This is a genomic window from Halorussus rarus, assembly GCF_003369835.1.
Lineage (GTDB): Archaea > Halobacteriota > Halobacteria > Halobacteriales > Haladaptataceae > Halorussus > Halorussus rarus.
The window spans coordinates 103,959-126,747 of the sequence record NZ_QPMJ01000002.1 but is presented as its reverse complement, the minus strand read 5'-3'; the positions used below and the strand labels follow the sequence as shown (position 1 = coordinate 126,747).

Here is a 22,789-nt window from a genome sequence, read left to right as displayed (position 1 = left end):
ACGAGAGAGCAGGTAGCAGAATTCGGCCGTCTCACTCCCTCTATTTCTGGTTGGGTCCAGATATTCCTTCGGCAGTTACTCTTTTGCTCCTCGTTCGATGAACGATAACGCGGTTCCACAGCCGTCTCGTACCCCGAATCGAAGCATGACTTCGCGGCAACTGACGACACAGTCGGAAGTATCTACTCGCGAATCTTCGTACTCCCCTCCGCCGCATCGGTGGCCTCGCACAGTCGAGAGCTTTCTCAGAGTCTCGTCGGGAGCTTTCTCAGGCGACACCGCCGAGGAGGTTCCCGACGGTGTAGGCGACCACGGCGGCGGTCATTCCGACGACGAACATCTCGGCACCGTTCACGTACCACTGTCGTCGCGTCACCAGACTCCGGCTCGCCCCGACGACGAAGAACGCGAGTCCGGTGAACGATATCGAGAGCGGGAAGGCGGGGCTGAGTTCGAGGATGTACGGAACCAGGGGAGCCCACCCGGCAAGGACGAAGGCGAGAAACGTGACGAATGCGGTTCGCCTCGGCGATTTCCCGTCACTCGAGCTTTCTGGTGGCTTGTCACCGCCTTCTCGAACCGACTGTTGGTAATCCAGCTCCGATCGCCGACTGAGGTAATTACTCATCCCCATCGAGAACCCGTCGGCGAACAGATTCGCCGCGCCCAGAACGAGCACGATCGAGGGGTTCAGCGCTGCCCCGGCGACTCCCGAGACGACGGCAAACGTCGTTACGATTCCGTCGTTAGCCCCGTAGATCACTTCGGCGAGATACCTCCCGGAGGACTCGACGTCGTCGCCGAGGAGTTGTTCGATCATCTTGCACCGGACGTGTACCGGCTCTCGGCTAATTGCTTCTGGGTTTCTGGCGCCTCCGAGACGTGGAGTGGGTTTTTCACCCCCAACGACGATCTCCCACTATGGGGGAGCACATTCTCGTTCCGTACGACGGATCGCCCCTCTCTCAGCGAGCGCTCGAGCGGGCCATCACGAAACACCCGGGCGACCAGATAACCGCTCTCTACGTGATAGATCCGATGCTCGCCGTGTACGAGGCGGAGGCAGAGGGACTGCCCGCGGCGAGTACGTGGTACGAGCGAATGACGGAACGGGCCGACCAGATCCGTGCCGACGCGGAAGAACGGGCTGGTGAATACGACTGTGAACTCACGACGGCCACTGAAAACGGTCGTCCTGCTCGCACCATCCTGGAGTACGCGGAGGAACACGGGATTGATCACGTAATCATGGGCAGCCACGGACGCGAGGGGGTTTCGCGACTCGTCCTCGGGAGTGTGGCTGAACGTGTGACGCGACGAGCACCGATGCCGGTGACTATCGTCCGGTGAAGACGGGCGACTGCATCGCCCGTGGTGTTCGCGTGGCTCTCTCCGAGTGGATTCGAGTAGCTCTGATAGCCGCGCAATGGTGCCCCTCTCGTTTGTTCTCTATAGAACCAGTCCTCCAAAATGGAGTCATCCCGCCGATTCGGGTTGCGGGTTTCGGCCACTCGAACGAGTCCGAACAGCGAGAGTCCCGTCAAATGCGCGCCGATGTGCCGTTATCGGACGCCGAACCGACGTCTCTGCGCTACTGCTCGATCCCGTCGGTGCGGACAGTGAGCCCAGACGGCCGAGAACGAGCGGCGGCTATCTGAATAACGGTTCAGACCGCAACGATTATCTGAACCAAGATTCAATCAGCGCCCGATGACAGAGCCAACGACGCGGATTCGACGTCTCCTCGCCGACGAACTCGGCGAGTGCTGCGACGCCGACGTGGACCGCCGGCTGGACGAATTACAGTCGCTCGCGGACTCGGCGTTCGCCGACGACCGCATCCGTCCCGTCTTCGCGGTGCTCGGCGACGAGACCCGGTACCGTCTCGCGCGAGCGCTCGCCGTCGCCGAGGAGGAGCTCTGCGTCTGCGAGCTCGAACCGCTCGTGGACGTGAGCGAGAGCGCCGTCAGCCACGCCCTCTCGGACCTCGTGGACGCCGGGCTCATCACCCGGCGCAAGGACGGGAACTGGCGGTACTACACGGCGACCGCGCTCGCCGACGAACTCTTCGCGACCGCCGACCGCGAGGTGAACGAGGCGTGAGCGACGACCTCGGCGTCCTCGACCGGTATCTCACCGTCTGGATCGGCCTCGCGATGGTCCTCGGGGTCGCGCTCGGCCGGTTCGTCCCCGGGGTCGCGGACGTCCTCAACGCGGTGACGTGGCACGGGACGAGCCTCCCCATCGCGCTCGGGCTGTTCGTGATGATCTTCCCCATCATGGCCGAGATCGAGTACGGTCGGATTCCAAAGGTGACGCGCACGGCCCGCAAGGAGATCGGGTTGACGCTCGCGTTCAACTGGCTCGTCGCGCCCTTCCTGATGTACGGGCTCGCCGTGACGTTCCTCGGCGGACACCCCGAGTTCGTGACCGGGCTCATCATCGTCGGCATCGCGCCGTGCATCGCCATGGTGCTGGTCTGGAACGAGCTGGCCGCCGGCAACCAGGAGATGTGCGCGGTCTGCGTCGGCGTGAACAGCCTGCTCCAGATCGCGCTGTTCGTCCCGTACGCGTTCCTGTTCCTGACCGTCCTGCGCGGCACGACGGTCGACGTCTCGATGGGACTCATCGCCCAGATGGTGCTGGTGTTCCTCGGCCTCCCGCTCGCGCTCGGCTACCTCACGCAGAAGGTCGCGTTCCGCACCGTCGGTCGCGAGGCCTACTACCGGCGGTTCGTCCCGCGCATCAGCCCGTTCGGGCTGCTCGGCCTCCTGTTCACGGTCGTCGTGATGTTCGCGCTCAAGGGCGACTACATCGTCTCGAACCCCGGCCAGATCGTCCTCATCGCGATTCCCCTGTTCATCTTCTTCGTCGGCCTGTGGGCCCTGGCGTACGGCGTCAGCGCGCTCGTCGGCTTCGACTACACCGAGAGCGTGAGCATCGCGTTCACCGCCGCGTCGAACAACTTCGAGCTCGCCATCGCGGTGGCGGTCGCCGTCTTCGGCATCGGGAGCAACGTCGCGCTCGCGACGGTCGTCGGCCCGCTCATCGAGGTGCCGGTGATGCTCGCGCTGGTCCGGGTCGCGCTCGCGACGAAGGACCGCCTGTTCGCCGAGCCCGCGGACGCCCCCGGCCTCTCGTACTCCGACTGATTCTCGAACCGATTCATATCACCCATGAGCGAATCCACCACCGACTCCGACCCCGAGAACAGCCCCGTCCGCGTCGCGTTCGTCTGCGTCCAGAACGCCGGCCGGAGCCAGATGTCGCTCGCGTTCGCAGAGCGGGAGGTCGAGCGCCGCGGCCTCGAAGACGAGATCGAACTCCTGACCGGCGGGACTCGTCCCGCGGACCGCGTCCACGACGTCGTCGTCGACGTGATGGCCGAGGAGGACTTCGACCTCTCGGACCGCACGCCCCGCGAGATATCCGTCGAGGAACTCCGCTCGTGCGACTACGTGGCGACGATGGGCTGTTCGACGCTCGACGTCGGGGGGGTCGGCGGCGACGTCGACGTTCGCGACTGGGCGCTCGACGACCCCGACGGAGGGGACGTCGAGCGCGTCAGGGAGATCCGCGACGAGATCGAAGAACGCGTGACGGAGCTGTTCGACGAGATAGAGCAGCATCGGAAAATGGCGTAGCGATAGCCTCCCGACCGGATCCGACGTCCCGACGTCGGTCGGTCCTGAAGCCCGGTTTCGGCGGTCCGACGGCCGCCTCAGTACCGGTCGGCGAGGTCGTCGAGCGCCTCGTGGTGCTCGGTCGTGTGGGGCGCGGTCAGCGGCGAGACGCTGATCTTGCCCTCGTAGACCGCCCGGCGGTCGGTGCCCTCGGGGTCGGGCAGGCTGTCGCTGTCCATCTGCTGCCAGGTGCGGTCGTGGAGCGTGACCACGCCGTCCTCCTCGGTCGCGTCCATGTCGTAGACGTGGGAGGGCCGGGTGACGACCATCGGGGTGTGGCCCGCCGAGGGGAGCGGCGCGTTGACGTTGAGGTACTCGGCGTCCTCGAAGACGCCGGCGTCGGGCGCGCGCTCGACCAGGTACTTCACGGCCTCGGCGACCTCCTCGTACTCGGCCGGCTCGGTGTCGCGGGGCCACTCGCTCTGGGGGACGTGGAGCGACGCCGCGATCGCGGGCACCCCGAAGAAGGCGGCCTCGACCGCGGCGCTGACGGTGCCGGACCGGCCCAGGACGTACGCGCCGATGTTCGCGCCCTCGTTGCACCCCGAGACCACGACGTCGGGGTAGGGGCCGAGTTCGGCGAGGCCGGCGACCACGCAGTCGGAGGGCGTCCCCTCCAGGGCGTAGCCGAGTTCGTGCTCGGCGACCGGCACCTCGTAGGTCATCGCCCGACCCACGGCGCTCTGGTCGTCGGCGGGCGCCACCGTCGTGACGTTGCCGACCTCCGAGAGGGCGTCGTAGAGGGCGCGGATTCCGGGACTCTCTATCCCGTCGTCGTTCGTCAGCAGGATCTCGCGGGCGTCGCTCATGAGAGAACGGTTACGGCCGCCGGTCAAAAGTCCTACTGCTCGCAGGCGGCCCGGCTCCCAGTCTCGGCGGCTCCGGGCGGCGTCCCCCGCGGGAGTGTCTGGTCGACGTCAGGCGGCGGCCGCGGCGTCAGCGACCCGACCCAGGAACAGCACCGCGCCGGTGGGCCGGTGGCGGACGACGAACAGGAACGGCCGGTCGGCGCGGAACGTCGGCGGGTTCAGGACCGCGCTCGTGTTGACGACCTCGACCCCGGTGGCCGCGGCGGCCTCGGTGCCCTGCTCGTCGACGCGGACGTACGCCTCGTGGAGCACCGAACCGAGCTGGAGATTCTCGTCGGCGTCGCCCTCCGCCATCCCGTCGAAGTCGGCGTTCCGGGTGAACGCGGTCGGCATCCCCATCGCCGCCAGCCGCTTCGCGAGCTTCAGCTTCGACCGGAACTCGAACCGGGGAACGCTCATCTCCACTTTCGCCTCCTCGGTGGCGTCGAGGAGGTCGGCCAGGCGGTCGGCGTCCAGACTCCGCTCGAACTCCCGGAAGCGCTCTCGGGGCGGCAGGAGCAGCGCCATCTCGGCGTTCCCGCCGGCGTAGGGCAGTCCGAGCACCTTCACCCCGTCGACCTCGGCGAACGGGAAGGCGGTCTTCTGGCGCATCATCGGAACCTCGTCGGTCGCCCCGTCGAGCGCGGTGAACGCCCCCGGTTCGGTGTCGGCCTCGTCGAAGGTATCGGCCCAGTTCGCCTCGAAGTACACCGCGTTGGCGAGCACGAGGCGCGTTCGGCGGTCAATGGTCCCTTTCGGGAACAGGTCGGGTATCCGCTCTTCCGTCCGGTCGGCGACCCAGCCGTTGATTGCCTTCCGGGCCTCCCCGGGATTCTTCCGGAAGTCGACCCGACCGAGGCCCGCGCCGTAGTACCGCTCCAGGGTCGTCAGGAACTCCTCGCGGAACGGGTAGTCAGCCTGCCCCCAGAGCGCGTTCGCGCCCCGGAGGCGGAAGGGCGCGCCGTCGTCGCTCTGCGACCCTGCGGTGGTCTGCTCCGATTCGGACGACTCCTCGTCGCCGAGCGGGAGGTCCGCGCGGAGCGCGGCGACGGACTCGTGGAGCACCTCGCCCGTCGGCCGGAACCGCATCGTCTCGGCCATCTCCCTCCGGGTCCCGCCCCGGGCGCCGGCGTAGGTCATGGCGAGCGCGACGCCGATGCTGTACGGGGAGACGAACCGGTTCTCGTTCGGGGCGTCGTCGGCGAGGCGGTCGAGCAGCGCGAAGCCGAAGTCGGTGTTGCCGGCGACGTACTCGTCGGTCGGCGCGTCCACGTCGGGCAGTGCTCCGTCGTCGGGTCCGCTCAGTTCGGGGCTGTTCGCGGGGTCCGGCCCAGTCGCGGCGGAGGGCGCGGAGTCGGCCGAGAGGCACCCGGCGAGCCCCGCGGCGCCGGCGCCGGCGAGCGTCGAGAGGAGGCGGCGGCGATTCGCGTTCGGTTGGAGGGAGCGGCGGTCCATGCGCGAGGAGTGGACTGCCGGGGTTGAGTATCTTCCCGAGAGTGAAAGGGGCGTTTCAGCCTTCCCGCCCGACCGGAGGTACGTCGCTCAGAATCGGCCGGGCGCCGCTCAGAACCGGACGTACACCATCACGAAGATGATGGCCAGCTGGAGCGCGCCCTGCACGGCCGACAGCTTCGCGTTGCGCATCCCGATGGCGCCGATGAGCGCCTCGTCGGGGTCGGCCGAGGTCATCTCGCGGTACATCCGGAGCTCGCCCGGCAGCAGCACGCCGAAGCCCAGGATCGAGAGCATCGTGACGATGCCGAGCGCGGCCGCTATCTCGTGTGACGTCATCGCGAACTCGGGCAGCGTCTGGGCGAGCCACGCCGCGTGGCCGACGCCGACGACGCCGAAGACGGCGAGGGTCCGCCGGTCGGTCAGCGCGCCGAACTGCCAGGCGACGAGCAGAATCACCGGGAGCGCGATGGCGGTGCTCATCAGCGCGATCCACGGGTCGGCGTGGGGAAACTTCCCGAGCCGCCGTGCGAGCGAGACGCCGCCGAAGACGGTGACCAGCGCGAGCGACGGCATCAGGAACGTCGTCTTCGGGGTGAGCCGGCGGAACACCGCCGCCTTCTGGTCGTCGTCGAGGCCGCCGAGCACCGGGCCGAGCACCAGCCCCATGAAGAGGTCGATGCCGGTCCAGAGCACGCCGGCCATGACGTGGACGTACGTGAGTTGCCGGAGCGGGCCGACCGTGACCGCGTAGAGCAGCGCGACCACCGGGACAGCGACGACCCCCGCCGCGAACGCGGGGTTCGCCCTGTTCGCCATGCCGCTGACGAAGCCTCGTGACGTGGTTGCCATGTCGTGGCAAATGCGTGATTAGCGATAATTAAAGATTGCTATCACCGATCGATATTACCGGTACGGTTCCTGGACGACTCGGATTCCGAACTGATTTCATTGACCGTCTCCCCCGAGTACATCGCGGAAGAACCACACGCGAAAGGTTATGTCGCTGCGGCGGACCACGCCAAATGGTAGATGGCAACACAGAACCAACAACACGGAACCCGGGAACGCTCGCTGGTCGTCCGGGCCGCGTGGTACGTCTTCGTCGGCTGGTGGGCGACCGGCCTCTGGCTCTCGGTCGCGTGGCTCCTGAACCTGAGCGTCGTCGGCCTGCCGCTCGGCATCAAGATGATAAACAAGGTCCCGAAGGTGCTGACGCTCAAGGCCGAGGCGAACTCGGGCCTCGTCGACCGCCGAGCGGGCTCCGACCAGCCGAGTCTCGTCGTCCGGGCGGCCTACTTCGTCTTCGTCGGCTGGTGGGCCAGCGGAGTCTGGATGGGCGCGGCGTACCTCGTCTCGCTCACCGTCGTCGGACTCCCGCTGGCGATCGTGATGTACAACAAGCTCCCGTACGTCACCTCGCTCTACCGGTACTGACGCGACCGCGTCCGACTCCGAACGCGAGTTCTGGCGGTCGAGTCAGTGCTTCCGCGCCGGATGGTCGTCGGCCAGCTTCGTCCGGCCCGCCTCCTCGAACAGGTTCTCCCGGAGCGTCTCGCCCTCGTAGCGCTCGCGGACGAGGCCGCGCTCGCGGAGTTCGGGCACCACCATGTCGACGAAGTCCCGGAGTGTGCCGGGGCGGACGACCTCCTTCACGTTGAAGCCGTCGACGCCAACGTCCTCGTACCAGTGCTGGAGTTCGTCGGCGACCTGCTCGGGGGAGCCCGCGACGACGGGCGAGGTGGTGCCGAGGCCCGCGAACTCGGCGACCTCCGCGACGGTCCAGTCGCGGTCGGGGTCGTTCTTGGTGAAGGCGTTGATGGCGCCCTGGATGGCGTCGGTCTCGATGTGCTCGACGTTCTGGTCGGGGTCGAGCTCCGAGAAGTCGAGGTCGATGAACCCCGACAGCAGCGCGAGGGTCGCCTCGGTGTCGACGTTCGCGGCGTACGCCTCGTACTTCTCGCGGGCGATCTCCTCGGTCTCGCCGACGACGGGCACGATGCCCGGGAAGAAGCGGAGGTCGTCGGGGTCCCGGCCCCGGTCGGCGGCGCGCTCGCGCATGTCCTCGATGTAATCTCGAACTCCCTGCTCGGTCGGCTGGCTGACGAAGACGGCCTCGGCGTTGTCGGCGGCGAACGCTCGGCCTCGGTCCGACGACCCCGCCTGGTAGAGCACCGGCGTTCGCTGGGGCGAGGGCTCGCAGCCGTGGGGCCCCGGCACGTCGAAGAACTCGCCCTCGAAATCGATGGTGTCGACGCCCTCGGGGTCGGTGAACACCCCGCTGTCGCGGTCTCGGACCACCGCGTCGTCGTCCCAGCTCTCCTCCCAGAGCGCGTAGCAGACGTCCATGAACTCGTCGGCGCGGTCGTAGCGCTCGTCGTGGTCCATCCGCTCGTCGACGCCGAGGTTGCGCGCCGCGCTCTCGAGGTAGGAGGTGACGATGTTGAACGCCACCCGGCCGTCGGTGACGTGGTCGAGCGTCGAGAGCTCCCGTGCGAGCTGGTATGGATGGTTGTAGGAGGTCGACTTGGTGACCGCGAACCCGAGGTGGTCGGTCACCGACGCCATCGCGGGCATGAGGTACGCCGGGTCGTTCGACGGGGTCTGAATCGCGTTCTCGATGGCGGTCTCCCGGTCGCCGCCGTACACGTCGTAGACGCCCCGCACGTCCGCGAAGAACACCCCGTCGAAGCCGCCGCGCTCGGCGGTCCGGGCCACGTCGAGCCAGTACTCGGTGTCCTTGTACCGGTACGACTGGTCGCCCGGCGTCCGCCAGTTCCCGGTGGTGACGTGCTCCACCGAGTTCATCGTGAAGAGGTTGAGGTGGATGTAGTCGCTGCTCATTGTTCCCGTAGTGGCTGTCGGCGACCGAAAAGGCGGGGATACCGGCGAGACGTGCGGCCGACCTCTGAGGCGACCGCTCAGTCGTCGGCCTGCGTGACGACCCGCCTCGTGTCGTCCGCGAGGTCGGCGATGGCGCGCCGCTTGAGGACGACGAACCCGGCGAACACGACGAGGAACCCGACGAGGGTGAGCGGTGTGATCGACTCCTCGAGGAACGCGACGCCGACGACGGTCGCGACGACCGGCACGAGGTAGGCGACCAGCGACGTCTCGAGCGCGCCGCGGACTTCGAGGAGCGTGAAGTAGATGACGAAGGCGATAGCGGTGGCGAAGACGCCGAGGTACGCGACCGCCCCGATCGCCGTCGGGGTCCGCGGGAGCGCGAACGGTTCGCCCAGTCCCGCGCTGACGGCGTGGAGGACGACCGCGCCGACGAACATCGACCACCCCGTGAGGGCGGTCCTGTCGAGGGTCGGACGGGCGCGCTGTATCAGGACGCCGCCGAGCGCAACCCCCGCGACCTGGAGCAGGATGAGCAGTCGGCCGACGACGTCGTCGCCGAGCAGGTTCGCGGGGTCCGGCCGGACGATGAGCCCGACGCCGACGAGTCCCAGCGCGATCCCTACCCCGCCGCGGGCCGAGACCCGCTCCTCGGGCAGCAGCGCGAGCGCCCACAGTGATGTCGCGATGGGGACCAGGCTCTGCATGATGGCCGCTACCCCGCTGGGAACGGTCCGCTGGCCGACGAAGAGGAAGGCGTTCGCGGCGACCAGGAACAGTCCGCCCGCGAGGACGGCGCTCGCGCTGGCCCGGTCGGTCGGCCAGAATTCGGCGTCGCCGACCAGCGCGTAGCCCAGCAGCAGGACCGCCGCGACGTCGTACCGGAAGGCCGCGAACAGCACGGGCTCCAGCGATTCGAGGCCGACCGAGATCGCCAGGAACGAGAACCCCCACAGCGTGGCGAGCGCCGCGAACAGTCCGACGGTGGCGGTGCGGTCGTTCACGTGCGGCGTCAACAGGAGCAGTAGTACTCCTGGGTGCCGAACTCCGTGGTCAGCAACTGATACGCCGGCCCGGGGTCGGAGGGTCGGTACACGCCGGTCGTGAAGTCCTCGCGGGCCTCGAACTCGCCGGACATGAGCGAGAGCCAGTCCTGCTTGCCCAGCACGTCCGCGAACCCGTCGGTGCCCATCGCCTTGACGTAGTCCGCCAGGTAGACCCACCGACCGTCCCGGATCTCGTCGGCCTCGTAGTCCTCCTCCACCGCGTCGCTGTAGGCCGCCAGCGGGAGGTTCGCGCCGGCCCGCACGGGCAGCGAGATCCACTTCCACGGCCGGGTGTTCACGTCGATGAGGACGTACTCCTCGCGGTCGCCGTCGTAGAGGAACTCGGCCTCGCTGATGCCGTAGTAGCCCGTCTCCTCGAGCACGGCGAGGGCGTTCTCCTCGACCTGGGGCGCATCCGCCCGTTGGACGACGCAGGAGGTGCCGTACCCCAGCGGGTACCGGACCCGGGCGTTCCCGACGAACGAGACGGCCTCGCCCGACTCCGGGACGTAGGAGGCCAGCGAGCAGTCCTCGCCCTGCACGGCGGGGACCTTCTCCTGGGCCATCACGCGGATGTCCTCCTCGGCGGCGTTGGCCACCACGTCCTCGAACTCGGCCTCGTCGGCGACCTCGATGACGTTCGTGCCGACCGCCTCGGAGAACTTGCGCTTCAGGGCGGGCTTGACGACGAGCGGGAAGCCCAGGCGCTCGGCGGCTTCGGCGGCGGGAACGCTGTCGCGGCTCCCGCCGCTCGCCTCGACCGGTCCGGGGTCGCCGCCGGTCTCGGCCGGGTCGGTCTCGGCGATGCGGTAGGTCTCGGGGTACGGGACGTCGAGGTCCTCGGCGACCGCGTACAGCGACTCCTTGTCGAGCACCCGGTCGACGACCTCGCGGTCGGCGAACGGCAGCCGGACGCCATCGGGTTCGGTCCGGGAGAAGGCGTGGACCCACTCGTCCATGCAGCCGAACGCCACCGCGTCGCGGTCGAGCTGGGCCGCCAGCTCCTCGACGTCCTCGCGGAAGCCGTCCTCGTCGTCCAGCGGGTAGGTGACCCGGCCGGCGAAGTCCACCGCCTCGGAGTAGGGCGCGACGCCCTTCTCGTTGCGGTCGACGGCGATGACGGGCACGTCTCGGGCCTTGAGCGCGCGAGCCACGCTCAGGCCGGTGACGTGAGCGTTGCAGACGATCGCCGGCGGGCGGTCGAAGTCGGCGTCCGCGAGCGCGTCGCGGAGGCCCTCGAACGAGCGAAAGGTTGCCATACAGGCGGTTGTTCCCCGGCGCGCTAAAACCCCACCGAGTCGGCAAAGCACACCGGGGACTGCGACGACGCTCCGGCACCGCAGGACCACGCGGTCGGAAGTCCCTGGCCGGGACGGGGCACGCGTCGGTCGATTCGCCGGTTCTCTGTTGCGCGACTATTCGAACCGAAATGTCTCAGAGGCGCGAAAGAGGGCGTACCCGCCGACTACGACGAGGGGGAGGAAGAACGTACGCAGGGCTGACTCGTCGGCCGGAACACACGCCGTCCGGTGAGCGAGACAGACGGATCCATCCGCCGCGTAGGCGAGCAGGCCGCCGACGACACCGACGACTGCAACGAGGAGGGCGACTCGGCGGGGCGAGGCGGTCATGGAGTGTGAGACCTCATCATATCCGAACCGCGTCCACGATGGTGTCCTCGTCGACGACCAGATTGTACGCCTCTTCGTCGTCGTTCCACAGCACCAGCACCCGCTCGAACGAGAGCAGGTCGCCGTAGTCGGCGTCCCGGAGGTCGGCGTTGAGCGACGTCTCGTTGGTCAGGACCGCGAAGTGGTCGACAGACTCGCTGCCGTCGCCGACCTTGAACAGCGGGTTGCGGTCGCCCTCGGCCAGCGAGTGGCTGAGCTTCACCGCCACGAGGTCGATGCGCTCGGTGACGTGGCGCTCCATCTCGGCCATCTTGGCCACGTTCCCGGCGTCGAGCGTCAGGTCGGCCTTCCGCCGGCCGTCGGGCCGCAGGATGGAGTAGGAGAACTGGACGTCGACGTTGACGAACTCGCCGGTCGCGCCCGCGGCCTCGTCGAGCTTGCGCTGGAACGGGGGGACTTCGAGGTCGGGCTTCACGTCGAACGACCACCCGCGGTCGGTCGGGCGCTCGCCCGGCCAGAGCCGGAGCGTCGGCGCGAAGACCGCGGCCTCGGCCGCCTCGTCGGCGATGGCGCGCTCGACCTCGCGGAGCCCGATGCTGGTCTCGCGGTCTGCGGGCTCGACCGCGAGCACCGCGCCGTCGTCGGCGAGCGAGTCGAGGTAGCGCCGGACCACCGCGGCGGGGTCGTCGAGTTCGTTCAGGACGTTGGCGAACAGGACGAGGTCGTACTCGCCCTCGGGCTCGAACGCCTCGGCGGTCTCCCGATGCAGGTCGACGTGGACGTTCCGACCGACCGCAGAGACCGTCTGTTCGAACACGTCGGCGGCCGCGCTGGGTTCGACCGCGTCGTATTCGACGAGGGCCTCGTCCGGAAGGTAGTCGGCGACGCCGAGCGCCGGACCGCCGACGCCCGCGCCCACGTCGAGAATGCGGAGGCGGTGGTCCACCAGCCCGGATTCGGCGAGTTCGTGGAGCGCGTACTGGGCCACCGCGTAGTTGTCGGCCAGGTGGTAGACGGCGTAGCCGAGCGCGGCCGTCTCGTCATACTCGACGTCGTTGTTCCGGAAGTAGTCCTCCTTGAGTCGCCGGATGGTCTCCCGAAGTCGGTCGCCCGACTCGCCCTCGTGCCAGTCCGGCCCCCACCGCTCGACCAGCAGGTCCTCCAGTAGTCGGCTGTACTCGGTCGGGAACGCCTCGACGCCGCGGAACGCCGGCGCGAGCGGTCCCTCGGCGACCGGTTCGAAGGTGCCGTCCTCGCGCTCGACCAGGCCGAGCGACGGCGCCTCCTCCCGGAGCGTCTTGCGGACGACCCCGGGGTGCGGCTGGCCGTCCACGTACTCCGAAATCTCGTCGGGGTCGACGGGCCGGACCTCCCGGAGGTACTTCGCGTTCTCGCGTATCTTCCGTCGCTGGTCGTCGCTCATCGGTCGTCCCCCTCCGCGTCGTCGTTCGTCTCTCGGCCGGCGTTCTCCCGCAGCTCTCCGCGGGCGCTCTCGCTCGCCTCCCGGTACAGGTCCTCGAAGGCCTCGTCGTCGGCCTCGGCGAGTCGCGCCGCGGCCTCGGCGACCGCTTCGGCACCGCCGAACGTCGCCTGGATCTCGGCGTACACCGACGGCGCGTTGCCAGTGACCTGTTCGGCGACGTCCCGCAGGGCTTCGAAGACCGGCGTCGTCAGCCCCTCGGGGACGTCGTCGGCCGCCAGCGCGAACGCCAGCACCGCGGCGTGGGTCCCCGCCTGCACCGTCTCCATCGCCTCGTCGTGTTCGGCGGGCGTGGTCTCGACCAGTCGGTTGCCCGCGGCCTCGAGCGCGTCGAACAGGCGGTCGGTGACGGGACCGGACTCGTCGGTCACGACCGCGACGTTGCCCGGCGCGTTGGCGGCCGCGAACAGCGGGTGGAGGCTCGCGCGCTCGCGGTCGGGCGCGGCCGCCGCCATCGCCTCGACGGGGTCGGCCATCTGCCCGGTCACGTCGAGCAGCGCTCGCTCGGCCCGCGGGGCGTGACGCTCGATGGCCTCGTTCGCGGCCGAGATAGGCACCGCGATGCAGACGGCGTCGAACCGCTCGTCGGTCGCGGTCGGGACCGCGCGACCGCCGACCTCCCGGGCGGCCGCCTCGGCGACGGCGGGGTCGCGGTCGGCGAACGCGAGGTCGACCCCGTCGCTGTCGGGGCCGAGGTCGCTGTCGGAGTCGACGTCGGCCTCGCTGTCGGAGTCGGCGCCGAGTTCGGTCGCCGCGACCTCGCCGAACCACCGGCCCATCTCGCCCGCGCCGACGACGAGTAGCTTCATCGGGCGGAGATAGCCGGTCGGGTCTCAAAAGGGGTTCGCTCCGCACTCTCGCCGAGCGCAACCGACCGGCGGCGACGAACGAACCGGTCTCCGTCGCTCCAGTCTCGGTCGAAGCCGGGTCCACGGCGGACAACATCCGGTATCATTAACTACGGTGGGTTGTCATGAACTGGCGTGTCCCCGGATACGAACATCTCCATCGGCGGGAAGGAGCTCGACCCGGTTCGCGGCGGCGTACTGTTGCTGGTGATCGGCGTCGCCGTCGCCGGCTTCGGCGGCTACGACTACCTCCAGCAGTCCGACGCCATCTCCGACGCGGTCACCGTCGAGGCCACGATAACCGGAACGAACGTCGAGTCCGTCTCCCAGCGTCGCGGCGGTCCGGCGTACCGGCCCGAGGTCACGTTCGACTACCGCTACGACGGGAGCGACTACACGTCGAACAACCTCTATCCAGCGACGTTCACCGCCAACTACGACACGAAATCGGAAGCCGAATCCGTGCTACAGGGATACGAAGCGGGCGAGACGGTCACGGCGTACGTGGACCCGAACTCGCCGGGCAGCGCGTTCCTCGAGCAGAAGAAGTCGGACGGACCGCTGAAACTCGCGGCCATCGGCGGGCTGCTGGCCCTCATCGGCGGGGTGTCGGCCTTCCGCGGCCTCCGAGCGGCCTGACGCCGTCCGACGTCGCCCGCGAGCGGTGCATCGACGACTGACGCACTACCAGTCGGGGACCTCTCCGTTACTGGTTCCAGGGCGCGTCGTCGGGGTCGACGATGCGCTGTCGTTCCTCGATGTCGTCGATCTTCTCGACGTCCTCGTCGTCGAGTTCCACGTCGAGGCTGAGCCAGTTCTCCCGGAGGTGCTCCTCGCTGGTGGCCTTCGGGATGGCGGTGACCTCCTTCTCGCGGAGCCACGCCAGGCTGACCTGCTGGGGCGTCGCGTCGTGCTTGTCGGCGACCTCCTGCAGCGCGTCGACGTCCGACACGTCGCCGCGGGCGATGGGGGAGTAGGCGACCAGTTCGACGTCGACGTCGTCCTGGGCGCAGAACTGGCGGAGCTCGGTCTGGGGGAGCAGCGGGTGCATCTCGACCTGGTTGGCGAAAATGGGCTCCTCGGCCACCTCGATGGCCTCCTCCAGCAGCTCGACCGTGAAGTTGCTCACGCCGATCTCGCCGATGATGTCCTCCTCGCGCAGTTCCGCGAAGGCGTCGAGGGTGTCGGTGGCCTCGTAGTCGCCGGTCGGCCAGTGGACGTACAGCAGGTCCACGAAGTCGACGCCGAGCCGCTCGAAGCTGTCGGCGGCGTTCTGGAGCACCTGGTCGTAGTCGAGGTTCTCCGGCGCGATCTTCGTCGCCACGAACAGGTCGTCGCGGTCCACGCCGGACTCGCCGATGGCGTCGCCGACCGCGTCCTCGTTCTCGTACATCTCGGCGGTGTCGAGGTGGCGGTACCCCATCTCGATGGCCCGCCCGACGCTCTCGCGGCACTCCTCGTCGTCCATCTGGTAGGTGCCGAGACCGAGCATCGGCATCCCGTGGGTCGTCGGCGGCGAGAGGGTCGCGACCTCCTCGTCGACCTCGTCGGACTCGGCTTCGGACTCGTCTTCGGTCGTTTCTCCGCTCTCGGACCGGGCCTGCTCGTCGCCGGTCTCCTCGCCTTCGCCCTCGCGCTCTGCCTCACGGACCTCCTCGCCCGAGACGCTGCCCATGGAACTGGGTTGGTCGGTGGCGCCCCCGGCGTCGGCCGCGCCCGACCCCTCGGCCGTGGCCCGCTCGCGGATCTCGACCGCCTTCTCGCTCAGGTGGCCCTCCCCGGATTCCCCTCCGGCGGTCGCGCCGTCCTCGCCTCGGCTGCCGAGGACGAACCCGGCCGCGAAGGCCATCGCGAACGGCGCTATCTTCCGCAGCAGTCCCCCACCGCTCTCCTGCGACTTCGCCCGTGGCTCGTCGCTCTCGGTCTCCTGTCGGAGCATTGACTCCGAGTTCGCCGGGCGGACACTTCCCGGTTGTGGCGGTCGGAGGGCTGCGGGCCGTTCTCGCCCGGAGCGAAGACGATTCAGCGGAGGTCGTTCGCGCTACTCCACCTGCAGCTCGATGGGGTAGTCGGTCAGGTTCTCGTAGCCGTCCTCGGTCACGACGACGAGGTCCTCGATGCGGATGCCGCCCACCTCGGGGTCGTAGAGGCCGGGCTCGATGGTGACGACGTGGCCCGGCCGGAGCTCGCCGCCGTCGGGGCTGACCCGCGGGAGTTCGTGGACGTCGAGGCCGATGCCGTGGCCGGTGCTGTGGATGAACCCCGTCTCGGTCGAGGGGTCGCTCCGGAGGGTGGCGTACCCCTTCTCCTCGTAGACGTCGCAGACGGCGTCGTGAACCTCCCTGCCGGTGACGCCGGGTTCGAGCGCGTCGAGCGCGGCCTCGAACGCCTCGCGGGTGTCGTCGTAGCGCCGCCGGACCTCATCGCTCGGCTCGCCCTTCACGAACGTCCGGGTCATGTCGCCGTGGTACTTGGTCGCCTTGCTCCGCGGGAAGATGTCGATGACGATCGTCTCGCCGGCTTCGAGGGGCCCGCTCCCGCGGTTGTGCGGTCCGGCGGCGTCGGCGCCGCAGGCCACGATGGTCTCGTCGAGCGCGCACCCGTGGCGGAGCAGTGTGACCTCTATCTCCTCCTTGACGCGCTCGCTGGTCAGCACCTCGCCGTCGTAGTACAGCGTCCCGTCCTCGACGTCGGCCGCGGCCAGCAGGTCCTCGGCCGCCCGCATCGCGGCCTGGTTGGCCCGCTGGGCCTCGTAGATGTGCTCGACCTCCTCGTCGGTCTTCGTCGCGCGAATCCGGGTCACGACGTCGTCGTCCAGTACCTCGACCGAGAGCCCCTGCTCGCGCAGGCCGTCGGCGGTGCCGAGGGGGAACCGCTCGGGCGCGGCGACCAACTCCACGCCGCGGTCGTCGAGAAACGCGGCGCAGGCCCGGACCCGGGCCCCGGCGCGGCCGTGCTCGCCGACCAGTTCCTGAAAGCCGTAGTCCGACAGCCGGGCCACCTCGTCGGCTCGACTCTCCTCGGTCGCCCGGCAGTACTCCAGCCCCGAGACGAGCAGGAACGTCCCCTCGGGCGTGTAGAGCGTGACGAACTCGTCGGGCGCGTCGAAGCCCGAGAGGTACAACTGATCGGACTCGCCCGAATCGGCGTCGAGCAGGTAGCCGTCGACGCCGGCGTCGGCGAGCGCATCGGAGAGCGGTGACAGGTCCGGGTTCATACCCACGGGATGCCCCGCGAATGGGAAAACGGTGCGGGTTCCGGAACGTCGCACCCGGCGGCGGGCACTGGTGCCGGCCGACCGCCGGGGTCCGATTTCGACCCAGGGGGACGCACCAGAAGCTATTCGTCGCTCGAATGAAACGCCACCAACATGTCCGGTTCCAGGTCCTCGCCCGCCGACCGCACCCGCGAGCCCTCGACCTCCCTGAAGGTCGCACTCGCGCTCCTCGCGCTCCTGGGCTTGGCGTACAGTCTCCTCATCGCCACCCAGCCGCTGCTCGGCGTGCTGTTCGTGGTGTGGATCGCGGGGTTCTACCTCCTCTGGCGGTTCCTCCACCTCGCGGAGCGACTCGTCCGGGCGATCGAGCGCATCGCGGACGGGACGGAGGGACGAAACCGCGCGGGGAGGGAGAACCGTCGGGAGCGCGACGGCCGGGACCGGGAGCGCGAGTTCTGACCGGCGACGTCATGGGCTCGGTGCCCGGCCCAGCCACAATCCAAATCACCGGTCGCGTCGAACCACCGGGCATGGAGTACCTCGTCGCGGTCGACGGCTCGGAACCCAGCATGGACGCGCTCCGGTACGCGGTCGAGCAGGCCGCCGCCACCGGCGCTGCGGTGCTCGCGGTCAGCGTCGTCGTGCCCGAACAGTTCTTCACCGGCGGCGACGACCCGCCGATGAGCTACACCGAGACCGCCGACGAACTGGTCACCGAGGACATCGAGGACGCCGAGAACGATGCCCAGGCCGCGCTCGACGACGCGGCCGAGATCGGCGAGCAGACCGGCGTCGAGGTCGAGACCGGGATGCTGTACGGCGAACCGGTCGAGGCCATCACCGAGTACGCCGACGACCAGGACGTCGACGCCATCTACCTGGGCCACCGCGGCCTCTCCGAGGAGTACGAGGGGCTGGTGGGCAGCACCGCCAAGGACGTCGTGGGGCGCGCGACGGTGCCCGTGACGGTCGTGCGGTAGTCCGAATCCCACCTCGAAGCGGTCGCCCGGAGATTTCGCTCCCTCCGGTATCCTGATACGCCCCCGACTCGTCGGCCCGGACATGGACGTGGAGATAGAACCATCGACGGTCTCGGGGTCGGCGCGCGCGCCCTCCTCGAAGAGCTACACCCATCGGGCGATTCTGGCCGCAGGCTACGCCGGCGGCGCGCTGGTGTACGACCCGCTGGTGAGCGCAGACACGAAGGCGACGATGCGGGCGGTCGACGCCTTCGGTGGAGACGTCACCCGCGAGTTCGACCACCTCGACGTCGACGGCTTCGACGGCCGGCCCGAGGTGCCCGGCGACGTCCTCGACTGCGCGAACAGCGGGACGACGATGCGACTCGTCACGGCCGCCGCGGCGCTGGCCGACGGCGCGACCGTGCTGACCGGCGACGAGTCGCTCCGGTCGCGACCGCACGGTCCGCTGCTGGAGGCCATCGAGGACCTGGGCGGCCGGGCCGAGAGCACCCGGGGGAACGGCCAGGCGCCGCTGGTGGTCGGCGGTCCCGTCTCCGGCGGGTCGGTCTCGATGCCCGGCGACGTCTCCTCGCAGTTCGTCTCGGCGCTGCTGATGGCCGGCGCGGTCACCGACGACGGCATCGAGGTGAACCTCGAAACCGAACTCAAGTCCGCGCCCTACGTCGACATCACGCTCGAACTCCTCGACGAGTTCGGCGTCGAGGCCGGGAAGCGCGACCTCGGCGCCGGCGGTGACGGCGCGGACGGTGGCGATGGAGACGGTGACGGAGCGAGCGGAGAACGAGGCGCGGGTGGCGGCACCTACTACGTCGAGGGCGGCCAGTTCTACGAACCCGAGGACGGCGAGTACCACGTCCCCGGCGACTTCTCGTCGATCTCGTACCTGCTCGGCGCGGGCGCGGTAGCGGCCGGTCCCGACGACCCGGTCCGCGTGAAGGGCGCCTATCCGAGCGCGCAAGGCGACTCCAAAATCGTCGGCGTCCTCGGGCGGATGGGCGCGGACGTCGACTGGAACCGGGACGACGGCGTCATCACGGTCCGACGCTCGGACCTCTCGGGCGTCGAGGTCGACGTCGGCGACACGCCCGACCTCCTGCCGACGATCGCGTCGCTGGGCGCGGTCGCCGACGGCGAGACCCGCATCGTCAACTGCGAGCACGTCCGGTACAAGGAGACCGACCGCGTGAGTGCGATGGCCGAGGAACTGGAGAAACTCGGCGCGACGACCCGCGAGAGCGCCGATCGCCTGACCGTGGTCGGCGCCGAGAGCGACCTGACCGGCGGCGCGGTCGACGGCCGGGGCGACCACCGCGTCGTGATGGCGCTGGCGGTGGCCGCGCTGGCGGCCGACGGCCCGACCACCATCGCGGGCGGCGAGCACGTCGACGTGTCGTTCCCCGACTTCTTCGACGTGCTCTACGACCTCGGCGCGACGGTGAATCGGTAGTCGCGGGACTGGCCTTCCCGGGGAGCAACTTGCGCCTTCTGCAAACCCTAAATAGCCGCCCCGTCCAACACCCGGCAATGAACGGCAACAGCTTCGGACGCCTCTTCCAGGTCACGACGTTCGGCGAGAGCCACGGCGAGGCGATGGGCGTCACCGTCTCGGGCTGTCCCGCGGGGCTCGAACTCGACGAGGACGACGTGCAGGCCGACCTCGACCGCCGCAAGCCCGGTCAGTCGATGATAACCACGAGTCGGGGCGAACCCGACCACGTCTCCATCAAGTCGGGGCTCCAGGACGGCTACACCACGGGCACGCCCATCGGGATGGTCATCGACAACAAGGACGCCCGGTCGGAGAAGTACGAACCGTTCATCACCGCGCCGCGGCCCAGCCACGGCGACTTCACCTACTCGGCGAAGTTCGGCACGCGCAACTGGGGCGGCGGCGGCCGGTCGTCGGCCCGCGAGACGGTCAACTGGGTCGCGGCCGGCGCCGTCGCGAAGAAGCTGCTCGCACGCGAGGGCGTCGAACTCAAGGCCCACGTCAACCAGATCGGCGACATCGAGGCGCCCGAAGTCTCATTCGAGGAGATACTCGAACACAGCGAGGAGAACGAGGTCCGGTGCGCCCACCCCGAGACCGCCGAGCGGATGCGCGAGCGCATCGACGAGTACCAGCAGGAGGGCGACTCCATCGGCGGCTCCATCTACTTCGAGGCCCGCGGCGTCCCCCGCGGACTCGGCGCGCCCCGGTTCGACTCGGTGGAGGCCCGGCTCGGCCAGGCCATGATGAGCGTCCCCGCCTCGACCGCCTTCGAGTTCGGCCTCGGACGCGAGGCCCGCGAGTACACCGGGAGCGAGCGCAACGACGAGTGGGAACTCGAGGACCCCGACGACCCCGAGGGGAGCGACCCCGTGCCGGTCGAGAACGATCACGGCGGCCTCCAGGGCGGCATCACCACGGGCGAACCCATCTACGGCGAGGTGACCCTCCACGCGCCCACGTCGATCCCCAAGACCCAGACCACGGTCGACTGGGAGGCCGGCGAGGAGCGCGAGGAGCAGGTCATCGGCCGCCACGACCCCGTTCTCCCGCCCCGGGGCGTCCCGGTGGTCGAGGCGATGCTGGCGCTCACGCTCGTCGACTTCATGCTGCTGGGCGGGCGCATCAACCCCGACAGAGTCGACGACCGGCCCGGCGAGTACGACACCGACTACCACCCGAGCAGCCCGCGGAACGAGTAGCACCGGGCGGCTCCACATTCGCAGACGCCGCTATCGGCTATCGAGCGTTCGGGTCTCCGGGCCGTCGAAGAAACGAGAGTCGATTACGTCGCGGTTCTACCGGCTCGGATCACATCGAGCTGTTGTTGCCGCCGCCACCGCCGCCGCCACCCTGGACCTGGACGTCGCCGACCATGGTGTTGGGGTGGACGAGACAGATGTACTGGGCCATCTCCGGGGTCGCGGTGAACCGCACCGCCTGCACGGCGCCCTGCTCGGAGATGATCTCGGTCGAGGCGATGAGCGACTCGGTGGACTGCTGACCGCCGGTCGCGTTCCCGCCGCCGCCCGTCTGGTTGCCCGTCGAGACGCCGGTGACGTTCCCGCCGGATACCTGGAGCGAGACGCTCTGGTTCGCGCTCGTCTCGTTGATCTGCTGGAACGTGTCGGGCTGGACCGACAGCGGCTCGAGCACCTCCAGGTTGTTGCCCTGCGAGTCCTGGATGGCGAAGTTGTGACCCACGCCGTCGCCGTTCTGCCACATCAGCGTGTAGGTCGTCCCCTCCTGCAGGGTCAGCGTCGGGTTCGAGGACCCGGACGCCGACTCCCCGCCGGGCAGGCGGTAGCCCTCCCACGCCCGGGTGTATCCGCCGAGCAGGATTACCTCCTCGTTCTGGCCCTGGGCCAGCACCGTCGCGTTCAGTCCCGCCAATGCACCGGTCGCTGCCGCCGCTTTCAGGAAGCGACGACGAGATGACTTCTGTGTCATGAAACCCCCATCGGTTACTTCGCCCCGAGGGGATTAAAGAGGGGGAATCGTTGAACGCTCTCGGCCACTGGGAGCGACGTAATGGGAGGTTACGAACCGTCGTGAACCGTTACGGGGACCCAGCGCTGACACCGGTCGCGGCGCGCTCGCGCCGGGGCCGAGTTCGACGAACCCGATTGTGATCAGTGGGATTCTATCCTCCACTGACCACCGCAAATTTATTACCACTAAGAGAGGAATAATTACAGGAGAACGAACAATGTCTAAAAGTGGCACTGGGAACGATACCACCGACAGCTCGGGGCCGACGGAGGAGACCGACCGGTCCGGCGTCTACCGCGCCTCGTTCGACCCCGACGGGCCGGCGACGGTCAGCGACGCCGTCATCCAGGCCATCGCCGACGTCGCGGGCGTCGACCCGACTTCGACCGTCATCCCGCTCTCCGACCGCGTCGACCCTGACGCGCTCGACGCGCTGTTCACCGGAAGCGAGGGAGACGCTCAGGTCGCGTTCCGCGTCTGCGGTCTCCGGGTTCTCGTCCGGAGCGGCGGCCGAGTCCGAATCGTAGACGACGCGGCCTTCGAGGACGGATGACCGGGCCGAGTGCCGACCGAGAGACCAGACTCGTCCGGACTCGCGTCGACGCCGACCCCCACACGCTCGTGCTGGGGCGGACTCGCGGCGACACGGCGGCGCTGTCGGTGCTCGCCGACCCGCTCTCGGCCGAGGGACCGATGGACGCGCTGGCGATCACCCACGACGACCCCGAAACGTTCCTCGCGACGATGCGCGACCGAATCGAGCGGGCGCCGCGGAACGTCGGGGTCGTCAGCGTCGGCGACCGGATGCGGTCGGCCAGCGCGTCGTCGCCCGTCGACCGGAGCGTCGTCAGGGGCGTCGCCGACCCCGCCGACGCCGCGGCGATCCGCGACGTGGTCGCGGGCTACCTCGACGCGTGGCCCGCCGACGGCCGGACCGTCGCGTACGTCGACTCGGCGACCTCGTTCCTCGACCGGTGGGAGACCGACCGCGCGGTCGGCTTCCTCCGGGAACTGCTCCGCGCGTTCGACGCCCGCGACGCGACGGGCTACGTCCGCTTGACGCCCGCTGTCCACGACTGCGCGACCGTCCGGGAGGTCGCGGCGCTGTTCGACACGGTCGTCGAGTGCCTGGAGGACCTGACCGAGCGCGCCCACCGCCGAGGCGAGACCGTCGACGACCCGACGGGTGCAGGCGACGACGCGGAGCACGCGGGCGACGACGCGACGGCCGGGTCGGGGTAGCCGCCGCTCCGACCGGTTTTTACCGCGCGGACCC

Annotated in this window: 25 protein-coding genes; 12 read left to right on the top strand and 13 right to left on the bottom strand. The window is 69.2% G+C overall.

Annotated features, from left to right (window positions below):
• Nucleotides 1-268: 268 nt before the first annotated feature.
• On the bottom strand, nucleotides 269-820 hold the full coding sequence (locus DVR07_RS08900) for a VIT1/CCC1 transporter family protein (protein ID WP_115796492.1): 552 nt from the start codon (nucleotides 818-820) through the stop codon (nucleotides 269-271).
• A gap of 101 nt (nucleotides 821-921) precedes the next feature.
• Here DVR07_RS08900 and DVR07_RS08895 point away from each other — a divergent pair, with 101 nt between their 5' ends.
• From DVR07_RS08895 to DVR07_RS08880, 4 genes are all read left to right on the top strand, one after another.
• On the top strand, nucleotides 922-1,350 hold the full coding sequence (locus DVR07_RS08895) for a universal stress protein (protein WP_115796490.1): 429 nt from the start codon (nucleotides 922-924) through the stop codon (nucleotides 1,348-1,350).
• A gap of 360 nt (nucleotides 1,351-1,710) precedes the next feature.
• Nucleotides 1,711-2,103, top strand: coding sequence for a metalloregulator ArsR/SmtB family transcription factor (locus tag DVR07_RS08890; RefSeq protein WP_115796488.1), 393 nt, complete (start codon nucleotides 1,711-1,713; stop codon nucleotides 2,101-2,103).
• Nucleotides 2,100-3,152, top strand: a complete 1,053-nt coding sequence (gene arsB, locus DVR07_RS08885; RefSeq protein WP_115796486.1) for an ACR3 family arsenite efflux transporter — start codon at nucleotides 2,100-2,102, stop codon at nucleotides 3,150-3,152. Before DVR07_RS08890 ends, arsB begins: the two co-directional genes overlap by 4 nt.
• A 24-nt stretch (nucleotides 3,153-3,176) precedes the next feature.
• Nucleotides 3,177-3,644 carry an arsenate reductase/protein-tyrosine-phosphatase family protein gene (locus DVR07_RS08880; protein ID WP_115796484.1) on the top strand — a complete coding sequence of 156 codons (468 nt, stop codon included), beginning with the start codon at nucleotides 3,177-3,179 and terminating at the stop codon, nucleotides 3,642-3,644.
• A 77-nt stretch (nucleotides 3,645-3,721) separates the two neighbouring features.
• Here DVR07_RS08880 and surE read toward each other — a convergent pair whose 3' ends face one another.
• From surE to DVR07_RS08865, 3 genes are all read right to left on the bottom strand, one after another.
• Nucleotides 3,722-4,492, bottom strand: coding sequence for a 5'/3'-nucleotidase SurE (surE, locus tag DVR07_RS08875; RefSeq protein WP_115796482.1), 771 nt, complete (start codon nucleotides 4,490-4,492; stop codon nucleotides 3,722-3,724).
• 108 nt (nucleotides 4,493-4,600) lie between these two features.
• Complete coding sequence (locus DVR07_RS08870; protein ID WP_115796481.1) at nucleotides 4,601-5,986, bottom strand: serpin family protein; 1,386 nt, start codon at nucleotides 5,984-5,986, stop codon at nucleotides 4,601-4,603.
• A gap of 108 nt (nucleotides 5,987-6,094) precedes the next feature.
• Entirely contained in the window at nucleotides 6,095-6,802 is a 708-nt protein-coding gene (locus DVR07_RS08865; RefSeq protein ID WP_115798302.1) for a hypothetical protein, read from the bottom strand.
• Nucleotides 6,803-7,015: 213 nt separating this feature from the next.
• Between DVR07_RS08865 and DVR07_RS08860 the strand changes: the two genes are divergently transcribed.
• A complete protein-coding gene (locus tag DVR07_RS08860) occupies nucleotides 7,016-7,420 on the top strand; it encodes a YccF domain-containing protein (RefSeq protein WP_115796479.1) in 405 nt (134 codons plus the stop codon).
• 42 nt (nucleotides 7,421-7,462) lie between these two features.
• Here the strand turns inward: DVR07_RS08860 and DVR07_RS08855 are convergent, their stop codons facing one another.
• The 6 genes from DVR07_RS08855 to DVR07_RS08830 form a co-directional block, all read right to left on the bottom strand.
• Nucleotides 7,463-8,827, bottom strand: coding sequence for an LLM class flavin-dependent oxidoreductase (locus DVR07_RS08855; protein ID WP_115796477.1), 1,365 nt, complete (start codon nucleotides 8,825-8,827; stop codon nucleotides 7,463-7,465).
• A 77-nt stretch (nucleotides 8,828-8,904) separates the two neighbouring features.
• Nucleotides 8,905-9,831 (bottom strand): DMT family transporter, encoded by a 927-nt coding sequence (locus tag DVR07_RS08850; RefSeq protein WP_115796475.1) that lies wholly within the window; start codon nucleotides 9,829-9,831, stop codon nucleotides 8,905-8,907.
• Nucleotides 9,832-9,839: 8 nt separating this feature from the next.
• Entirely contained in the window at nucleotides 9,840-11,132 is a 1,293-nt protein-coding gene (locus DVR07_RS08845) for a carboxylate--amine ligase (RefSeq protein ID WP_115796474.1), read from the bottom strand.
• Between the two features lie 156 nt (nucleotides 11,133-11,288).
• On the bottom strand, nucleotides 11,289-11,504 hold the full coding sequence (locus tag DVR07_RS08840) for a hypothetical protein (RefSeq protein WP_115796472.1): 216 nt from the start codon (nucleotides 11,502-11,504) through the stop codon (nucleotides 11,289-11,291).
• 16 nt (nucleotides 11,505-11,520) lie between these two features.
• Nucleotides 11,521-12,927 (bottom strand): small ribosomal subunit Rsm22 family protein, encoded by a 1,407-nt coding sequence (locus tag DVR07_RS08835; protein ID WP_115796469.1) that lies wholly within the window; start codon nucleotides 12,925-12,927, stop codon nucleotides 11,521-11,523.
• The gene (locus DVR07_RS08830) at nucleotides 12,924-13,793 is read right to left on the bottom strand and encodes a prephenate dehydrogenase/arogenate dehydrogenase family protein (RefSeq protein ID WP_115796467.1); all 870 of its coding nucleotides are present in this window, start codon (nucleotides 13,791-13,793) and stop codon (nucleotides 12,924-12,926) included. Before DVR07_RS08830 ends, DVR07_RS08835 begins: the two co-directional genes overlap by 4 nt.
• Before the next feature lie 174 nt (nucleotides 13,794-13,967).
• Between DVR07_RS08830 and DVR07_RS08825 the strand changes: the two genes are divergently transcribed.
• A complete protein-coding gene (locus DVR07_RS08825; RefSeq protein WP_115796465.1) occupies nucleotides 13,968-14,471 on the top strand; it encodes a DUF3592 domain-containing protein in 504 nt (167 codons plus the stop codon).
• A 67-nt stretch (nucleotides 14,472-14,538) separates the two neighbouring features.
• Here DVR07_RS08825 and DVR07_RS08820 read toward each other — a convergent pair whose 3' ends face one another.
• Both DVR07_RS08820 and DVR07_RS08815 read right to left on the bottom strand, forming a co-directional pair.
• Nucleotides 14,539-15,330, bottom strand: a complete 792-nt coding sequence (locus DVR07_RS08820) for an aldo/keto reductase (RefSeq protein ID WP_205254538.1) — start codon at nucleotides 15,328-15,330, stop codon at nucleotides 14,539-14,541.
• Between the two features lie 543 nt (nucleotides 15,331-15,873).
• Nucleotides 15,874-17,049 (bottom strand): M24 family metallopeptidase, encoded by a 1,176-nt coding sequence (locus tag DVR07_RS08815; RefSeq protein ID WP_115796462.1) that lies wholly within the window; start codon nucleotides 17,047-17,049, stop codon nucleotides 15,874-15,876.
• A 153-nt stretch (nucleotides 17,050-17,202) separates the two neighbouring features.
• Here DVR07_RS08815 and DVR07_RS08810 point away from each other — a divergent pair, with 153 nt between their 5' ends.
• The 4 genes from DVR07_RS08810 (at nucleotide 17,203) to aroC (ending at nucleotide 20,723) form a co-directional block, all read left to right on the top strand.
• A complete protein-coding gene (locus DVR07_RS08810) occupies nucleotides 17,203-17,508 on the top strand; it encodes a glycerol ABC transporter substrate-binding protein (RefSeq protein WP_240147519.1) in 306 nt (101 codons plus the stop codon).
• 71 nt (nucleotides 17,509-17,579) lie between these two features.
• Nucleotides 17,580-18,029 carry a universal stress protein gene (locus DVR07_RS08805; RefSeq protein ID WP_115796460.1) on the top strand — a complete coding sequence of 150 codons (450 nt, stop codon included), beginning with the start codon at nucleotides 17,580-17,582 and terminating at the stop codon, nucleotides 18,027-18,029.
• A gap of 82 nt (nucleotides 18,030-18,111) precedes the next feature.
• Nucleotides 18,112-19,479, top strand: coding sequence for a 3-phosphoshikimate 1-carboxyvinyltransferase (locus DVR07_RS08800; RefSeq protein ID WP_115796458.1), 1,368 nt, complete (start codon nucleotides 18,112-18,114; stop codon nucleotides 19,477-19,479).
• Between the two features lie 77 nt (nucleotides 19,480-19,556).
• The gene (gene aroC / locus DVR07_RS08795; protein WP_115796455.1) at nucleotides 19,557-20,723 is read left to right on the top strand and encodes a chorismate synthase; all 1,167 of its coding nucleotides are present in this window, start codon (nucleotides 19,557-19,559) and stop codon (nucleotides 20,721-20,723) included.
• Nucleotides 20,724-20,832: 109 nt separating this feature from the next.
• On the opposite strand, the gene DVR07_RS08790 is transcribed toward aroC, so the two are convergent.
• Nucleotides 20,833-21,471: a twin-arginine translocation signal domain-containing protein gene (locus tag DVR07_RS08790; protein ID WP_115796453.1), complete on the bottom strand. Its 639-nt coding sequence runs from the start codon at nucleotides 21,469-21,471 to the stop codon at nucleotides 20,833-20,835.
• A gap of 259 nt (nucleotides 21,472-21,730) precedes the next feature.
• Between DVR07_RS08790 and DVR07_RS08785 the strand changes: the two genes are divergently transcribed.
• Together DVR07_RS08785 and DVR07_RS08780 are read left to right on the top strand one after the other, a co-directional pair.
• Nucleotides 21,731-22,066: a HalOD1 output domain-containing protein gene (locus tag DVR07_RS08785; RefSeq protein WP_115796451.1), complete on the top strand. Its 336-nt coding sequence runs from the start codon at nucleotides 21,731-21,733 to the stop codon at nucleotides 22,064-22,066.
• Nucleotides 22,063-22,755: a DUF7504 family protein gene (locus DVR07_RS08780; protein WP_115796449.1), complete on the top strand. Its 693-nt coding sequence runs from the start codon at nucleotides 22,063-22,065 to the stop codon at nucleotides 22,753-22,755. The genes DVR07_RS08785 and DVR07_RS08780 overlap by 4 nt, the downstream gene beginning before the upstream one ends.
• Nucleotides 22,756-22,789 lie beyond the last annotated feature (34 nt).

Excerpts from the sequence above, each read along its gene's own strand:
- DVR07_RS08900 (WP_115796492.1), bottom strand. The coding sequence starts at position 820 with ATGATCGAACAACTCCTCGGCGACGACGTCGAGTCCTCCGGGAGGTAT.
- DVR07_RS08895 (WP_115796490.1), top strand. The coding sequence starts at position 922 with ATGGGGGAGCACATTCTCGTTCCGTACGACGGATCGCCCCTCTCTCAG.
- DVR07_RS08890 (WP_115796488.1), top strand. The coding sequence starts at position 1,711 with ATGACAGAGCCAACGACGCGGATTCGACGTCTCCTCGCCGACGAACTC.
- DVR07_RS08880 (WP_115796484.1), top strand. The coding sequence starts at position 3,177 with ATGAGCGAATCCACCACCGACTCCGACCCCGAGAACAGCCCCGTCCGC.
- surE (WP_115796482.1), bottom strand. The coding sequence starts at position 4,492 with ATGAGCGACGCCCGCGAGATCCTGCTGACGAACGACGACGGGATAGAG.
- DVR07_RS08870 (WP_115796481.1), bottom strand. The coding sequence starts at position 5,986 with ATGGACCGCCGCTCCCTCCAACCGAACGCGAATCGCCGCCGCCTCCTC.
- DVR07_RS08865 (WP_115798302.1), bottom strand. The coding sequence starts at position 6,802 with ATGGCGAACAGGGCGAACCCCGCGTTCGCGGCGGGGGTCGTCGCTGTC.
- DVR07_RS08860 (WP_115796479.1), top strand. The coding sequence starts at position 7,016 with ATGGCAACACAGAACCAACAACACGGAACCCGGGAACGCTCGCTGGTC.
- DVR07_RS08855 (WP_115796477.1), bottom strand. The coding sequence starts at position 8,827 with ATGAGCAGCGACTACATCCACCTCAACCTCTTCACGATGAACTCGGTG.
- DVR07_RS08845 (WP_115796474.1), bottom strand. The coding sequence starts at position 11,132 with ATGGCAACCTTTCGCTCGTTCGAGGGCCTCCGCGACGCGCTCGCGGAC.
- DVR07_RS08840 (WP_115796472.1), bottom strand. The coding sequence starts at position 11,504 with ATGACCGCCTCGCCCCGCCGAGTCGCCCTCCTCGTTGCAGTCGTCGGT.
- DVR07_RS08835 (WP_115796469.1), bottom strand. The coding sequence starts at position 12,927 with ATGAGCGACGACCAGCGACGGAAGATACGCGAGAACGCGAAGTACCTC.
- DVR07_RS08830 (WP_115796467.1), bottom strand. The coding sequence starts at position 13,793 with ATGAAGCTACTCGTCGTCGGCGCGGGCGAGATGGGCCGGTGGTTCGGC.
- DVR07_RS08820 (WP_205254538.1), bottom strand. The coding sequence starts at position 15,330 with ATGCCGATGCTCGGTCTCGGCACCTACCAGATGGACGACGAGGAGTGC.
- DVR07_RS08815 (WP_115796462.1), bottom strand. The coding sequence starts at position 17,049 with ATGAACCCGGACCTGTCACCGCTCTCCGATGCGCTCGCCGACGCCGGC.
- DVR07_RS08810 (WP_240147519.1), top strand. The coding sequence starts at position 17,203 with ATGTCCGGTTCCAGGTCCTCGCCCGCCGACCGCACCCGCGAGCCCTCG.
- DVR07_RS08805 (WP_115796460.1), top strand. The coding sequence starts at position 17,580 with ATGGAGTACCTCGTCGCGGTCGACGGCTCGGAACCCAGCATGGACGCG.
- DVR07_RS08800 (WP_115796458.1), top strand. The coding sequence starts at position 18,112 with ATGGACGTGGAGATAGAACCATCGACGGTCTCGGGGTCGGCGCGCGCG.
- aroC (WP_115796455.1), top strand. The coding sequence starts at position 19,557 with ATGAACGGCAACAGCTTCGGACGCCTCTTCCAGGTCACGACGTTCGGC.
- DVR07_RS08790 (WP_115796453.1), bottom strand. The coding sequence starts at position 21,471 with ATGACACAGAAGTCATCTCGTCGTCGCTTCCTGAAAGCGGCGGCAGCG.
- DVR07_RS08785 (WP_115796451.1), top strand. The coding sequence starts at position 21,731 with ATGTCTAAAAGTGGCACTGGGAACGATACCACCGACAGCTCGGGGCCG.
- DVR07_RS08780 (WP_115796449.1), top strand. The coding sequence starts at position 22,063 with ATGACCGGGCCGAGTGCCGACCGAGAGACCAGACTCGTCCGGACTCGC.